This window comes from Pseudomonas sp. GW822-FHT02D10 (genome assembly GCF_058802345.1).
Genome location: NZ_JBXAOB010000002.1, coordinates 281,776 through 296,607 on the forward strand (window position 1 = coordinate 281,776; position 14,832 = coordinate 296,607).

The window sequence follows — 14,832 nt, forward strand, 5'->3', positions numbered from 1 at the left end:
TTGCGGGCGTCGGCGAGGTGGATTTTGGGTGGGGGCGTGCCCAGGTGGTGGTCGAGGGCGCGTTCGGCGGCTTCGTGGAGTTTCTTCGAATCCGGGGATTCGTAGGGGGAAGTTGCTGGGTCTTCTGGTGGATTTGGTGTCGCTTTGAACATTGGTGTTACTCCTAAATTAAGGAGCTGTCACCGTTCGCTTGCACGTCGAAAGAGGTGGCAGCTGTGCGTAGGTGTGCAAGACCGGTAGGAGCAATCCGGCAGACCCGAAGGTCTCCGACACACAGCCGCCATAACGATTCGCGAGCATAAGAAAACGCTCGATGAATAGCCATAAACGATTGCGCTCCACACCGGACTTGCACGTCCGTGTCACCGTTTTTTGGTGACAGGGTGAGACTAGCCCTGAGCCGCAGGCCGGGATAGTTACCGAACACCGCTACAACTTGAAGGAAATGTCCGAGGCTAATGGGGCGGGGATGAAGCCGGGATCGGGTTGTCTGGTTTTACGACCGCTGCGTGGCCGAACGCAGCCTTCGGCAGCTGCTACGGGGGAGTGTGGTGGTCTTTGAGAAGTGTGACTTGGTGGTCATCGTACGTAAAAAGCGCTTCATCTTCCTCTAACGCTGCGCAACGGTGGCGTTCTGGTTTTAAGCCGCTACACTGCGCCAGCGTTCATTTTTCTTTTGGGGCTTGAGCATGAAATTTCGTTTTCTTCTGTGGATGATGGGCTTGCTGATGCGCAAGGCCAGTCGGACCAATCCGGCGTTTCAGCAGCAGTTGGGTGATAAAGCGTTGGTGTTCCAGTTGCAGACGCTGGACGGCAAGGTGGCGCGGCACTTCGTGGTGAAGGATCAGCGCATTAGCAGCAAGGCCGGGGTGTATGCGGAGCCGGCGTTTGCGATTGCTTTTAAAGACGCCGCTTACGGCTTTGCCACGATGCAGGCGAAGAACAAGCAGTTGGCGTTCATGACCGGGATTCAGGACAAGTCGATTCAGATCAAGGGCAACCCGGCGCTGGTGATGTGGTTCCAGGGGTTGACCAAGTATTTGAGGCCTAGGAAGGCGAAGGCTAAGGCGTGAGGTGGTCAGTTAGACCGAGGTGGATTCATCGCGAGCAAGCTCGCTCCCACAAAAGCCCGCTCCCACATTCGATTGAGTGTGGGAGCGGGTTTTTTTAGGGCTGGGTGAATTGCGAGGCGAGTTCGCGTAGCAGAACTTCGGCTTCGAGGACTTTGCTGACGACGTCTTCGGCTTTGTCGCGGGTCAGGCTGAGGCGGTCGAGCAGGGCGTCGGGGATGTCTTCGTCGGGGCCGGAGCCGATGCCACGGCTGCGCAGCAGGCGCACGGCCAGGCAGACAAGGTTCGGGTATTCGGCGTAGTCGCCGTCGTAGCACGGGTCGTGCTGGAAGCGCAGCGCGGTGGCCAGTTCGTCGGGCATGTCCCAGTAGCGCATCAGCCAGGCGCCGATCTGTTCACGGCTGATGCCCAGCAGGTGTTGCTCGACAAAGCTGTGGCACAGGTGCGGGTTGACCTCCAGGTGCCGGCAGATCAGCGAGAAGTGCGGCGGGAACACGTGGGCCAGCAGCAAGTAGCCAAAGTTGTGCAGCAGACCGGCGAGGTAGGTCAGGCCGGCTTCCGGGCGCTGGGCGCGCGGCATGGCGCGGGTCAGGCCTTCGATCACCGCAGCGGTGTAGATCGACTGGTGCCAGTAGGGCGTGGTGTGTTGCGGGTGGTCCTTGGGCAGGCTCAGGGTTTTACCCAGGGCCAGGCCCAGCGCCAGGTTGATCACCAGATCGAAGCCCAGCACGCGGACGATCGCGTCTTCCACTGAACGAATCTTGCCCGGCGAGGCGTAGTACGGCGACGCTGCCCAGCTCACCACTTGCGCGGCCAGCGCCGGGTCGGTTTCGACGACGCCGGTGATGTCGTCGATGGTGGCGTTGGGGTCGACCCGCAGCTTGATGATTTTCTGTGCGGTTTCGGCCAGCGGCGGAATCTCGATGGTCGCTTCCAGGCGTTGCTGGATGCGCCGTGCGGTGAAGGCTTGCACGGCCTGGGTGATTTCCTCGCGGTCATCGTCGGGGCGGTCGAGGTTCGGGCGGATGCTGCTCAGGGCTTCGCCAAAGTTCGCGGCGCTGGCCTTGGTCAGCATGCTTTTGAAGTCTTCGCGGGTGATTTCCAGCAGCACGCCCGGCTCGCCCGAATTGATCAGCAACTGCGGTTCGCGCAGCAGGCTTTCTTCGTACAGGCACGGCGAGCTGGTGAGCGCCGGCAGGCCGGGCAGAAAGCTCAGGTTGTGTTTGCCGAGCATGCGCTCCAGGCGATCCAGCGGCACGGCGGTGAGCCGGCGGCCGGTGAGTTCGGCGAGGCGGTTGAGGTCCAGCAACTGGCTCTGCGGGAACAGCACCATGAGCGCGCCGACGGCGTCGTCGAGCAACACCGCTTGCACCTTGCGGGCGGAGTTGAGGCCAGGGCGATCGAGCACTTCGGCATAGCTGATGCCCAGCTTGCCGAGCAGCATCCGGATAACAGACGGGGCGTGCGGGGCTTCGGGTGCGAGGGCAACTTCGGTCATGGTCTGTATCCGTTTTCAAACAATTGCAGGAGTATAACCAGCTTGTTTAAAACCATCGCCGGGAAACTGAGACACTGCTCACACTTGGCCGTATTGCTGCCCATGGCGTAGCCAGCGGTCGAGTAACGGGCTGACGTGATGCGGCCAACGCTCCAGCAATGCCTGGGCCGCGTCGCGCACCGCTGGCAGCAGGTCGGCGTCGCGCATCAGGTCGGCGACCTTGAATTGCAGCAGGCCGGTCTGGCGGGTGCCGAGCATCTCGCCGGGGCCGCGCAGTTCGAGGTCTTTTTCGGCGATCACGAAGCCGTCGTTGGTCTCGCGCATGATACCGAGGCGTTGACGACCAATCTGCGACAGCGGCGGATGGTAGAGCAGCACGCAATGACTGGCGGCGCTGCCTCGACCCACTCGACCGCGTAACTGGTGCAGTTGCGCCAGGCCCAGGCGTTCCGGGTTTTCGATGATCATCAGGCTGGCGTTGGGCACGTCGACGCCGACTTCGATCACCGTGGTCGCCACCAGCAGTTGCAGTGCGCCGGCCTTGAACTGGGCCATGACTTCGGCTTTCTCGGCGGGCTTCATGCGCCCGTGGATCAGGCCAACCTTCAGCTCACCGAGGGCGGCGGTGAGGTCTTCATAGGTGGTTTCGGCGGCCTGGCAGGTGAGCTCTTCCGACTCTTCGATCAGCGTGCACACCCAATACGCCTGACGCCCTTCAGCACATGCGGCACGCACTCGCTCGATCACTTCAACCCGGCGCGTGTCGGTGACCAGCACGGTGTTGACCGGGGTTCGGCCGGGCGGCAGTTCGTCGAGGATCGAGGTGTCGAGGTCGGCGTAGGCGCTCATGGCCAGGGTGCGCGGGATCGGCGTGGCGGTCATGATCAGTTGGTGCGGACACATCCGCCCGCCAACGCCTTTCTGTCGCAGCGCCAAGCGCTGCTGGACGCCGAAGCGGTGCTGTTCGTCGATGATCACCAGCGCGAGGTTCTTGAACTGCACTTCGTCCTGGAACAAGGCGTGAGTGCCGACCACCATCGGCGTGCCGCTGGCGATTTGTTCCAGTGCGGCGACGCGGTTCTTGCCCTTGAGCTTGCCGGCCAGCCAGGCGACTTCCAGGCCCAGCGGTTCGAGCCAGCGCTTGAAGGTGATGAAGTGCTGTTCGGCGAGAATCTCGGTGGGCGCCATCAGCGCGACTTGATAACCGGCCTCTAGCGCTTGCAAGGCCGCGAGGGCGGCAACCACGGTTTTACCGGCGCCAACATCACCCTGAATCAGCCGCAGCATCGGCTCGTGCTGGCTCATGTCGTAGGCGATTTCATTGCCGACCCGATGCTGCGCGCCGGTCGGCGGGAAGCCGAGGTTGGCCAGGTACTGAGCCGGCAGCCGGGTGGCTTTGGGCATGGCTGGCGCCCGCAGTGCGCGCATGCTTTCGCGCAGGCGTTGCTGCGACAGCTGATGGGTCAGCAGTTCTTCGAAGGCCAAACGGTGCTGCGCCCAGTGATGACCGAGGGCGAGTTCATCGACATCGGCATCGGCGGGCGGGTGATGCAAGTAGCGGATCGCGTCGGCCAGCGGCGCCAGTTGGTAGTCCCGCGCCAGTTCTTGTGGCAGCCAGTCAGGCAGGCTGCTGGGGCCGAGCAAGGTCAGGGTTTGCATGCACAGTTGGCGCAGACGCTGCTGGGTCAGGCCTTCGGTGAGCGGGTAGACCGGCGTCAGGGTTTCATCCACGGGCGGCGGTTCGTCGCCGGTGATGGATCGGTATTCCGGGTGGTAGATTTCCAGTCCCGACGCACCGGGCCGGGCCTCGCCGTAGCAGCGCACGCGAGTGCCGCGTTTCAGGCCTTCCTTTTGCGCGTTGCTGAAATGGTAGAAGCGCAGGCTGAGCCCGCCGGTGCCGTCCTGCAATCGCACGACCAGGCTGCGGCGCCGGCCCATGACCACGTCGGCGCCGCTGACGGTGCCTTCGATCACCGCGTCCTGCCCCGGCCGCAAGTGGCCGATCGGCACCACGCGGGTGCGATCCTGGTAACGCAGCGGCAGATGAAACAATACGTCCTGGAGGTTTTCCAGGCCGACCTTGGCGAGTTTTTCGGCCATGGCTTCGCCGACACCCTTGAGTGCCGTGACCGACACTTGCGACAGCTCAGTCATGGCTAACGCTTAACCCGCAACCGCTGGTGGCTTGGCCACCGAGCACAGGCGGATCGAGTCAGCGAGGATTTCAATCGCTTTCGGCCGTGGGAAGCTGGCGCGCCAGGCGATGGCCACGGTGCGGAACGGCACTGGTGGCGACAGTGGGCGCACTTCGATCACGCCGGGGGCGTAGTGGTGGCTGTCCACCGCCGAGAGCGGCAGGATCGAGATGCCCAAACCGGAGGCGACCATGTGCCGGATGGTTTCCAGGGAGCTGGATTCGACCGTGGTGTGTTTGGCGCCGTCGTTACCCTTGGCCAGGGTCGGGCAGGCTTCGAGCACTTGATCGCGGAAGCAGTGACCTTCGCCGAGCAGCAGCAGGCTCTTGTCGTTGAGCAGGCTGGCGTCGATGGATTCTTTTTCGGTCCACGGGTGCTGGGCCGGCATCAGGACGTAGAACGGCTCGTCGTAGAGTGGCAGGGTCAGCACGTCGGCTTCGTTGAACGGCAGGGCGATGATGATCGCGTCGAGCTCGCCGTTGCGCAGTTTGTCGCGCAGCACGTGGGTGAAGTTTTCTTCGATGTACAACGGCATCTGCGGGGCGACCCGGTGCAGTTGTGGAATCAGGTGCGGGAACAGGTACGGGCCGACGGTGTAGATCGCGCCGACTTTCAGCGGGGCGGTCAGCTGGTTTTTGCCCGCTTGGGCCAGTTCGCGAATGCCTTGGGCCTGTTCGAGGACTTTCTGGGCCTGGGCGACGATGCCTTCGCCGACCGGGGTCAGGCGCACCGCGCTTTTGCTGCGCTCGAAAATCAGCACACCGAGTTCGTCTTCAAGCTTTTTCACGCCCACCGACAGGGTCGGCTGACTGACGTGGCAACGCTCGGCCGCGTGGCCGAAGTGCTGCTCTTGGGCGAGGGTAACGATGTAGCGTAATTCTGTGAGGGTCATAGCGGGCGTCCATGATGATGCGGCCAAGCATACCGGCTGCAATCGATAGACGCACGTTATCAGACAGAGGGCGGAGAGCGACACTGGGCAATGCCTGTTTGGCGCTGGCAGGTATGCAAAAGGCACCTTTCGGTGCCTTTTTTGAAGATCGCAGATATTTCTGCAAATGCTGGAGAACCTGTGGGAGCGAGCTTGCTCCGGGCGGCGTTCCGACGATTAGGCGATAACATTCAACATCTTCGCTGACTGTTACACCGCTATCGCGAGCAAGCTCGCTCCCACAGGGGAATCTTCCACATTGGAATCTGTTGCGTCTTAGCGCCGGCGCTTTTCCAGCGAGTACACAAACGGTGCAACGATTTCGATCGAGCCGTTGTTCAGCATGTCAGTCGGTGGCTTGGGCAGTGGCTGGGCGCGGCGGATCATTTCCAGGGTGGCCCGGTCCAGATCGGCGTTGCCGGAACGACCGACCAGCTCATAGGACAGCACGTTGCCTTCAGCGTCGACCACGAAGCGCAGACGGTTCAGGCCTTCCTTGCCACGCGATTGGGCGGCTGGCGGGTACTTCTTGTACTTGGCCAGGTGCGCCAGCAGCGTGCCTTGCCAGCTTTCCTTGGCCGCAGTCTGCGCCGGCGTTGGGCCTGGGGCAGGTTGCGCGGATTTCTCCGCCGGAGTGTTGGTCGGTGGCGCGTCGCTCGGTTTCTCCTCGGCCGGTTTTTCCTTCGGCGGCTCGGGCTTTTTCTCCACCGGCTTGGGCGGTTGAGGCTTGGGCTTGGGTTTGACTGGCTTGGGCACCGAGATCGTCGGTTTTGGCGCTTCCGCGAGTTTCGGCAACGGCAGTTCTTCGACCGGGGCCGGTGGTTGCGGTGGCGTGACGACCTTGGGCGGTGCGGGCGGCAGTGGTGTCGGAACCGGCGCCAGCTCAACCATCATCGCCATCGGCGGCAGCTCGACGGGCGGTGAGGACTTCCAGTTGAGTGCGAGCAGTATCGCGACCGCATGGACGCCCAGCACCACGGCCAGGCTACCGCTGTAACGCGTCAGCTTTTGGCGCGTCGTGATCATTTCTTGGCTGCCGTCTCAAGTCCGACCAGGCCAACTTTCAGGTAGCCGGCGGCCCGCAGGGCGTCCATCACGTGCATCAGGTCACCGTAGTCCACGCCTTTGTCGGCCTGGAAGAAGATGGTCGTGTCCTTCTTGCCGTGGGTTCGCGCGTCGAGGGTCGCGCCGAGGGTTTCGGCGTTGACTTCGTCTTCGCCCAAGTACAGGCGCTGATCGGCCTTGACGCTGAGGAACACCGGTTTCTCTGGCCGCGGCGCCGGTTTGGCGGTCGAGGCAGGGAGGTCAACCTTGATGTCCACGGTGGCCAGCGGGGCGGCGACCATGAAGATGATTAGTAGCACCAGCATCACGTCGATGAACGGCGTGACGTTGATTTCGTGGTTCTCGGCGAGATCGTCGTCCGCGCCTTCCTTTAAGTGCAAGCCCATGGCGGATTACCCTACTTTGACCATGTGCGGTTGCGAGGCGGTGCGCTCGGCCGGCAGGTGATCGAGGTCGCGGCTGACCAGCAGCAGGACTTGCGCCGAAGCATCGGAAACCTGAGCCTTGTAGCCGGCGATGGAGCGGGCGAAGACGTTGTAGATGACCACCGCAGGAATCGCGGCCACCAGGCCCAGGGCGGTGGCCAGCAGGGCTTCGGCAATGCCGGGAGCGACGACGGCGAGGTTGGTGGTCTGGGTTTTTGCGATGCCGATGAAGCTGTTCATGATGCCCCAAACGGTGCCGAACAGGCCGACGAACGGTGCAGTGGAGCCGATGGTTGCCAGCACGCCGGTGCCGCTGCTCATATTGCGACCGCAGGCGGCCACCAGGCGCTCGAGGCGGAAGCTCACGCGTTCCTTGATGCCTTCTTTCTCGCGGCTGTTGGCCGATAGGCGCATTTCTTCCAGTGCGTCGTGGACCAGCAGGTTGGCGAGGGTGCCTTCCTTGGCCGCGCTGACGCTGGCTTCTTTAAGGGTGGTGGCTTTTTTCAGGTGGGCGATTTCACCGCGCAGACGACGCTTGGCGCCCAGCAACTCAAGGCCCTTGGCGATCCAGAGGGTCCAGGTGATGATCGAAGCGATGGCCAGACCGATCATCACGATTTTCACGATGATGTCGGCGTTCTGGTACATGCCCCATGGCGACAGGTCATGGGCCATGCCCAGGGTGTTGTCGGCTTCGAGGACTTCGGGTGCGTCAGCGGCAGCGTCTTCGGTGGCAACGGGGGGCACGACCGGGGCAGAGTGGTCAGCGTTGGCGTGAGCGGCAGCGGCAGCGGCAGGCGCGGCTGCTGTTGCAGTCGGTGCGGTGGCGGTCGGCTGATCGGCGAAGACAGTGGTCGGGGCCAGCAGCAAGCTGAACAGCAGCGCGGCGACCGTGCGCACGGCGCGAGTTGGGCGAGCAAGCGTGGTTGGCGAAGCGGAGAGAGGATTACGTGTCATGCTGGCCGGACCTGAGAGAAAAAGAGGGTTTAATGTCCTTCCAGGCCTCGTGGGCCGAGAACAAAAGCGGCAGGCATTATTGCAAGTAATTATCGTTAACAAAAGTAATAGAGTCGCTTTATTTCTTGTATTGCTAGCCACTCGTCCAATGTCGAGGCTAGCCTGTACCTTTCTGATGGGAGAATTTTGATGTCCGCGCCATCTGTTTTGATCGCCGGTTGTGGTGATGTCGGCGGCCGTCTGGCCACTCAATTGCTGGCCTCGGGGTGGGAGGTTCATGGCCTGCGGCGTGACATCTCTCGCCTGCCCGAGGCCGTGATTGGCGTTGCCGGTGACTTGTTCAATGAAGACTGTCCGGCAACCTGGCCCGTCGGTGCGGTGGATTACCTGGTGTATTGCGCGGCCGCCACCGATCACGATGAAGCCGGCTACCGTGCCGCTTACGTCCAGGGCTTGCAGCATGTGCTGGAGTGGTTGAACGATTACGGTCAGGCACCGAAGCGCTTGCTGTTCGTCTCCAGCAGCAGCGTGTACGGGCAGCAGAACGGTGAATGGATCGATGAAACTTCGCCGACTCAAGCGGACGGCTATTCCGGGCGAGTGATGCTGGAAGCTGAGCAGGTTGCTTTAAACAGCGGCATCCCTGCCAGTGTTGTGCGCTTGACCGGGATTTACGGTCCGGGCCGCGAGCGGCTGTTGACGCAGGTGCGCGGGGGTTATCGCGTGGCTATCGACCCGCCACTGTATGCCAACCGGATTCATGCCGACGACGCCGCAGGCTTGCTGGCCTTCTTGCTCAAGGCGGATCACCAGGGTGCCATACTGGATGACTGCTATATCGGCGTCGACGACGCGCCTGCGCCGCTGGCAGATGTGGTGGGCTGGTTGCGCGAGTACCTTGGGGTGACCGAATGGGCCGACGATGCCAGCGTGCGCCGTACCGGCAGCAAGCGTTGCAGCAATGCCCGCGCTAAAGCGCTGGGCTGGACGCCGCGTTATCCGAGCTTTCGTGAAGGGTATGCAGCGATTCTTGAAGGCCGCAGCTGACTTTCAAGCGCTGCACAACAACTGTGGGAGCGAGCTTGCTCGCGATGGCGGTGTAACAGTCAGCATTAATGTTGAATGTTATGGCCTAATCGTGAGCAAGCTCGCTCCCACATTGGTTTTGCGATGTTCTCAGGGCAGGATCACTGTTTTTCCAGTGTCCATTGACGATTGCCAGGGGAGAACGAAGGTACTTCGTCCGCCTGGGATCCGTTGACTGCCTGGAAGATCTCCATCTGCTTGCCGTTGCGGGTAAAGATCCACGGGTTGCCCTGGCCGCTCAGCTGCAGCCAGACGGTATCGTGGCCGCCGCTCATCGAGGCGCAGTCTCCCGCCAGGCACAGCGCATAACGGTCAGCGCCGGGCAGGCCCTGAACGGCACCATCGGCCTGGAACTGAACGGTGCTGCCTTCGCCTGGACCGTTGACGATCTTCCAGCTACCGCCCAGGTAGGCTGAGTACAGCGCGCGCTCGAAGCTGGCGCCCAGTGGCGCGCCTTCAGGAGCGGCATCTATGGCGCGATCAAACAGTTGCCCCGGCTCGTTGTCGTTGGCCACTTGCTGCAGTTGTTTGCCGTCGCGCTTCAATACGGTGGCAGGGCTGCCATAAATTTCGACGTTCCAGGCGCCGGACTGCTCGCCCAGTACCTTGCCTTCGATTTTCTCGAAGCCATTGCTGTAGCGCGCCTGGCCGGCCTTGGTGTTGACGTCCCACTCCAGGTTCGGGCCATAGGCTTGCAGTGCTTCACGCAACGGGCCGCCCTTGGACGCAGCATTAATTGCTGACTGGTTGATCCAGGTGCCACTGATGTCGCGGTCGGCAGGGTTGCTGGCACAGCCACCGAGAAACACCGCGAGCAACGAGAGAGCTAGCGCTTTGCGCATGAGGAGATCCTTACAGAACGAAGTCGGCGCAGCCTGGGAGGCCGCGCCGTGCGTATTACTCGATGACCAGAATGGCGTCCATTTCAACCTGCGAACCCTTTGGCAGGGCAGCCACGCCGATGGCGGCACGCGCCGGGTAAGGCTGGTCGAAGTATTTGCCCATGATCTCGTTGACCTTGGCGAAGTGGCTCAGGTCGGTGAGGAAGATGTTCAGTTTGACGATGTCCTTGAACGAACCGCCAGCGGCTTCAGCCACGGCTTTGAGGTTCTCGAACACCTGGACAGTCTGGGCTTCGAAGCCTTCGACCAGTTCCATGGTTTTTGGGTCAAGCGGGATCTGACCGGACATGTAGACGGTGTTGCCAGCCTTGATCGCCTGGGAGTAAGTACCGATGGCGGCCGGGGCCTTGTCGCTGGTGATAACAGTCTTGGTCATGAATGACTCCTTGTTATGAGGGGGGGGCTTACGCACGCATACGGGTGATGCGAATCACCCCGGTCAAGGCGCGCAGTTTCTTGATCACGCGGGCCAGGTGTACACGGTCGTGCACGCTGACCACCAGTTGGACCACGCTGATACGACCGTCGCGCTCGTCCATGCTGATTTTTTCGATGTTGCCGTCGGCAGCGTTGACGCTGCTGGCCAGCAGGGCAATCAGGCCGCGCTGGTGTTCCAGCTCGACACGCAGTTCGACATTGAATTCGCCGGTGACATCCTTGGCCCACGAGAGCTGGATGCATTTTTCCGGGTTGTGGCGGATTTCGCTGATGTTGCGGCAGTTGTCCAGGTGCACGACCATGCCTTTGCCGGCGGACAAGTGGCCGACAATCGGGTCGCCCGGGATCGGCGTGCAGCACTTGGCGTAACTGAGCACCAGGCCTTCGGTGCCGCGAATCGCCAGCGGACCTTCCGGGCTTGGCAGCTGTTCGCCTTCACCGAGCAGGCGGCGCGCCACGACATAGGCCATGCGGTTGCCCAGGCCGATGTCTTCGAGCAGGTCTTCGATCAGTTCGAGGCGGTATTCGTTGAGCATCACCTTGATGCGCTCGGCCGGGACTTTTTCCAGCGAGCTGTTGAAACCATTGAGCACCTTGTTCAGCAGGCGTTCACCCAGGCTGATGGACTCGGAACGGCGTTGCAGTTTCAGCGCGTGACGAATATGCGTGCGGGCCTTGCCGGTGACCACGAAGTTGAGCCACGCCGGGTTCGGCCGTGCGCCCGGAGCGCTGACGATTTCGACCGTCGAGCCGCTTTGCAGCGGTTCGGACAGTGGCGCCAAACGACGATTGATCCGGCAGGCGATGCAGCTGTTGCCGACGTCGGTGTGCACCGCGTAAGCGAAGTCGACCGCCGTGGAGCCTTTTGGCAGCTCCATGATCCGGCCTTTGGGCGTGAACACGTAGACCTCGTCCGGGAACAGGTCGATCTTCACGCTTTCAATGAATTCCAGCGAGTTGCCGGCGCGTTGCTGCATTTCCAGCACGCCTTTGACCCACTGGCGGGCGCGGGCGTGAGTGCCTTTTGGCTGCTCGTCGCCGCTGGATTTGTACAGCCAATGGGCGGCGATGCCGTTGTTGGCCATCTCTTCCATTTCACGGGTGCGGATCTGGATTTCGATCGGTACGCCGTGCATGCCAAAGAGCGTGGTGTGCAGCGACTGATAGCCGTTGGCCTTGGGAATCGCAATGTAATCCTTGAAGCGGCCCGGCAACGGTTTGTACAAGTTATGCACAGCACCCAGCACGCGATAGCAGGTATCGACCTTGTCGACGATGATCCGGAACGCGTAGACGTCCATGATCTCGTTGAAGGCCCGACGCTTGCCGCGCATTTTCGTGTAGATGCCGTAGAGGTGTTTCTGGCGACCGCTGACCTCGCCCTGAATGCCGTCGATGGCCAGGCAGTGGCTGAGGGATTCTTCGATCTTGTTGACGATTTCCTTGCGGTTGCCCCGGGCGCGTTTGACCGCCTGGTAGATCCGCGCGGAACGCATCGGATGCATGGCCTTGAAGCCCAGGTCTTCGAATTCTATGCGGATGGCGTGCATGCCCAGGCGGTTGGCGATGGGCGCATAGATTTCCAGGGTTTCCTTGGCGATCCGCCGGCGCTTTTCGCCGGACAGGACTTCCAGCGTGCGCATGTTGTGCAGGCGGTCGGCCAGTTTCACCAGGATCACGCGAATGTCGCGTGCCATGGCCATGGCCATTTTCTGGAAGTTTTCGGCTTGAGCTTCGGCTTTGGTCTCGAAGTTCATCTGGGTCAGTTTGCTGACCCCGTCGACCAGTTCGGCGACGGTTTCGCCAAATTGCGCAGAGAGCGCTTCCTTGGCGATCCCGGTGTCTTCGATCACGTCATGCAGCATCGCGGCCATCAGGCTCTGATGGTCCATGTGCATGTCGGCAAGAATGTTCGCGACCGCTAACGGGTGCGTGACGTACGCCTCACCGCTACGGCGGCGTTGGCCGTCGTGGGCTTGTTCGGCGTAGAAGTACGCTCGGCGGACCAGGTTGACCTGGTCAGTGCCGAGGTAGGTCGATAAGCGATCGGCGAGGGCGTCTATGCTCGGCATGATGACTCCTGCCGATGGCTGTGACCCTGCGCCGTGCTACGTCGACCAGGCATGGGCTTAGACGGCCTCGTTGGACTCGTCCTCGAACGCTGCGAACAGCGGTTCGTCTTCGACGATTTCAGCATTGGCGATGAACTCGTAGCTCATCAGGCCTTCGGCGATTTCACGCAGGGCCACAACGGTAGGTTTGTCGTTTTCCCACTGGACCAGTGGCTCTTTGCCGCCGGTGGCCAGTTGACGGGCACGCTTGGTAGAGAGCATGACCAGCTCAAAGCGGTTTTCCACGTGTTCTAGGCAGTCTTCAACGGTTACGCGGGCCATGGTATTCCTCGGAGCGAATGCAATATGCGCGCTGCCCGGTTGGGCGAGCGGACTCAACAGTTTAAAAAATCACCAGCGATTAGGGAAGCGCTGATTTTTTAACCAAGCCCTTCAACGCGCTGCAAGTACCAATGTAAAGCCCTGGCAGCGGTTTTGGGAAGAGCTGATTCAGCCCAACAATTCGGCGAGTAATTTACCGAAACGCTGCTGCTGACGTTTCTGATGCAGCTGATTGGCGCGGAAAATCGCCTTCATGTCCTCCAGCGCGAGGGCGAAATCATCGTTGATGATCAGGTAGTCGTAGTCGACGTAGTGGCTCATCTCGCTGACGGCTTCACGCATCCGGCCTTCAATGATCTCGTCGCTGTCCTGGCCGCGGTTGTTCAGGCGCTGGCGCAAAGCTTCCTGGGAAGGCGGCAGAATGAAGATCGAGCGGGCATGGGGCATCAACTTGCGCACCTGCTCGGCGCCTTGCCAGTCGATTTCCAGGATCAGGTCGTGGCCCTCGTCAAGCGTCTGCTGCAAGTGGCTCTGAGAAGTGCCATAGAGGTTGCCGAACACTTCGGCGCGCTCCAGGAAGTCACCGTGCTCGATCATCTTCACGAACTGGGTGCGGTCGACAAAGTGGTAGTTCACTCCGTCTACTTCGCCCGGGCGCATGGCGCGAGTGGTGTGTGAGATCGAAAGACGGATCTGTGGAAGATCGCTGATCAGGTCCTTGACCAGGCTGGTTTTGCCAGCGCCGGACGGGGCGGAAATGATGTACAGGGTGCCAGTGCTGTGGGTCATGTCGGGGTAGCCTTACTCAATGTTCTGCACTTGTTCGCGCATTTGTTCGATCAACACTTTGAGGTTGACCGCAGCCTGAGTGCTGCGCGGGTCGAAGGCTTTGGAGCCCAGTGTGTTGGCTTCGCGGTTGAGCTCCTGCATCAGGAAGTCGAGGCGCCGACCGGCAGCGCCGCCGGACTTGAGCACGCGGCGAACTTCAATGATGTGGGTGCTCAGGCGGTCCAGTTCTTCGGCAACGTCGCTCTTTTGCGCGAGCATGACCATTTCCTGTTCCAGGCGCTGCGGATCGAGTTCGGCCTTCATGTCGGCGAAGCGGTCGAGCACTTTTTGGCGCTGGGTGGCGAGCATCTGCGGAACCAGTTCGCGCAGGGTCACCACGTCTTCTTCAATGGAGGTCAGGCGTTCGTTGATCAGCCGGGCCAGCTCCGCGCCTTCGCGCTCGCGGCCAGCCTTGAGTTCTTTGAGACCTTCATTGAACAGTGCCAGCGCTTCAGCGTTGAGCGCTTGCGGGTCGCTCGCATCGGCGACCAGCACGCCAGGCCAGGCCAGCACTTCCAGCGGGTTGAGGGCGGCCGGGTTCTTGATCAGGCTGGCGACGGTTTCGGCGGCGGCGACCAGTTGCGCGGCGCGCTCACGGTCGACTTGCAGCGATTTGCCGGTGGTTTCTTCGGTGAAGCGCAGCGTGCATTCGAGCTTGCCGCGTGACAGGCCCTGACGCAGTGCTTCGCGCACGTTGCCTTCGAGGTCGCGAAAGGACTCTGGCAGGCGCAGGTGCGGTTCCAGGTATCGGCTGTTGACCGAGCGCAGCTCCCAGCTCAGGGTGCCCTGGCTGCCGGCTTTTTCGACGCGGGCGAAGGCGGTCATGCTGTGCACCATGGAGGTACCTCGCGATTCAGGCCGGCGCCGAACCCTGCGGGCTCAACGGACCTGATTGGATGAATTAAAGCCCACAGGCTGCAAAGGCGCAGGATTGTAGCTCAGTGCGGCGGATGCTCCCAAATGGCGCGTGTGACAAAGCGCTGCAGGTCGTCGCAGGGCGCGGTTCAGAGCCCTCGCTCGTCGCCCGGTTTTTTTAGAAGTGCC

General features: G+C 61.7%; 14 protein-coding genes and 1 pseudogene. 2 read left to right on the forward strand and 13 right to left on the reverse strand.

The genetic code is table 11. The features are described 5' to 3' along the window. Nucleotides 1–20: 20 nt before the first annotated feature. Nucleotides 21–152 (reverse strand): annotated as a pseudogene (locus tag AC1RPZ_RS04470) (DUF6124 family protein); the annotation flags it as partial. Nucleotides 153–689: 537 nt separating this feature from the next. Between AC1RPZ_RS04470 and AC1RPZ_RS04475 the strand changes: the two are divergent. Beyond that, the gene (locus AC1RPZ_RS04475; protein ID WP_493135269.1) at nucleotides 690–1,073 is read left to right on the forward strand and encodes an SCP2 sterol-binding domain-containing protein; all 384 of its coding nucleotides are present in this window, start codon (nucleotides 690–692) and stop codon (nucleotides 1,071–1,073) included. A gap of 94 nt (nucleotides 1,074–1,167) precedes the next feature. On the opposite strand, the gene AC1RPZ_RS04480 is transcribed toward AC1RPZ_RS04475, so the two are convergent. From AC1RPZ_RS04480 to exbB, 6 genes are all read right to left on the reverse strand, one after another. Further along, complete coding sequence (locus tag AC1RPZ_RS04480) at nucleotides 1,168–2,568, reverse strand: aminoacyl-tRNA deacylase and HDOD domain-containing protein (RefSeq protein WP_493135271.1); 1,401 nt, start codon at nucleotides 2,566–2,568, stop codon at nucleotides 1,168–1,170. A gap of 78 nt (nucleotides 2,569–2,646) precedes the next feature. After that, complete coding sequence (gene recG, locus AC1RPZ_RS04485; protein ID WP_493135273.1) at nucleotides 2,647–4,722, reverse strand: ATP-dependent DNA helicase RecG; 2,076 nt, start codon at nucleotides 4,720–4,722, stop codon at nucleotides 2,647–2,649. Nucleotides 4,723–4,731: 9 nt separating this feature from the next. Beyond that, nucleotides 4,732–5,655, reverse strand: coding sequence for a hydrogen peroxide-inducible genes activator (locus AC1RPZ_RS04490; RefSeq protein WP_493135275.1), 924 nt, complete (start codon nucleotides 5,653–5,655; stop codon nucleotides 4,732–4,734). Between the two features lie 315 nt (nucleotides 5,656–5,970). Further along, nucleotides 5,971–6,720 (reverse strand): energy transducer TonB family protein, encoded by a 750-nt coding sequence (locus tag AC1RPZ_RS04495; RefSeq protein WP_493135277.1) that lies wholly within the window; start codon nucleotides 6,718–6,720, stop codon nucleotides 5,971–5,973. Beyond that, entirely contained in the window at nucleotides 6,717–7,145 is a 429-nt protein-coding gene (gene exbD / locus AC1RPZ_RS04500; RefSeq protein ID WP_054594656.1) for a TonB system transport protein ExbD, read from the reverse strand. Before exbD ends, AC1RPZ_RS04495 begins: the two co-directional genes overlap by 4 nt. 6 nt (nucleotides 7,146–7,151) lie before the next feature. Then, nucleotides 7,152–8,141 (reverse strand): tonB-system energizer ExbB, encoded by a 990-nt coding sequence (gene exbB / locus AC1RPZ_RS04505; protein WP_493135280.1) that lies wholly within the window; start codon nucleotides 8,139–8,141, stop codon nucleotides 7,152–7,154. 189 nt (nucleotides 8,142–8,330) lie between these two features. On the opposite strand from exbB, the gene AC1RPZ_RS04510 reads away from it, so the two are divergent. Further along, nucleotides 8,331–9,188 (forward strand): SDR family oxidoreductase, encoded by an 858-nt coding sequence (locus AC1RPZ_RS04510; protein ID WP_493135282.1) that lies wholly within the window; start codon nucleotides 8,331–8,333, stop codon nucleotides 9,186–9,188. A 140-nt stretch (nucleotides 9,189–9,328) separates the two neighbouring features. Here the strand turns inward: AC1RPZ_RS04510 and AC1RPZ_RS04515 are convergent, their stop codons facing one another. From AC1RPZ_RS04515 to AC1RPZ_RS04540, 6 genes are all read right to left on the reverse strand, one after another. Beyond that, nucleotides 9,329–10,069, reverse strand: a complete 741-nt coding sequence (locus tag AC1RPZ_RS04515) for a putative periplasmic lipoprotein (RefSeq protein ID WP_493135284.1) — start codon at nucleotides 10,067–10,069, stop codon at nucleotides 9,329–9,331. Nucleotides 10,070–10,124: 55 nt separating this feature from the next. Further along, nucleotides 10,125–10,505, reverse strand: a complete 381-nt coding sequence (locus tag AC1RPZ_RS04520; RefSeq protein ID WP_003229509.1) for a RidA family protein — start codon at nucleotides 10,503–10,505, stop codon at nucleotides 10,125–10,127. Nucleotides 10,506–10,533: 28 nt separating this feature from the next. Next, a complete protein-coding gene (spoT, locus tag AC1RPZ_RS04525) occupies nucleotides 10,534–12,639 on the reverse strand; it encodes a bifunctional GTP diphosphokinase/guanosine-3',5'-bis pyrophosphate 3'-pyrophosphohydrolase (protein ID WP_493135286.1) in 2,106 nt (701 codons plus the stop codon). Nucleotides 12,640–12,696: 57 nt separating this feature from the next. Continuing rightward, entirely contained in the window at nucleotides 12,697–12,960 is a 264-nt protein-coding gene (gene rpoZ, locus AC1RPZ_RS04530; RefSeq protein ID WP_003177259.1) for a DNA-directed RNA polymerase subunit omega, read from the reverse strand. Between the two features lie 168 nt (nucleotides 12,961–13,128). Then, nucleotides 13,129–13,749 (reverse strand): guanylate kinase, encoded by a 621-nt coding sequence (gene gmk / locus AC1RPZ_RS04535; protein WP_493135288.1) that lies wholly within the window; start codon nucleotides 13,747–13,749, stop codon nucleotides 13,129–13,131. Between the two features lie 12 nt (nucleotides 13,750–13,761). Further along, a complete protein-coding gene (locus AC1RPZ_RS04540) occupies nucleotides 13,762–14,625 on the reverse strand; it encodes a YicC/YloC family endoribonuclease (RefSeq protein WP_493135290.1) in 864 nt (287 codons plus the stop codon). Between the last annotated feature and the right edge of the window lie 207 nt (nucleotides 14,626–14,832).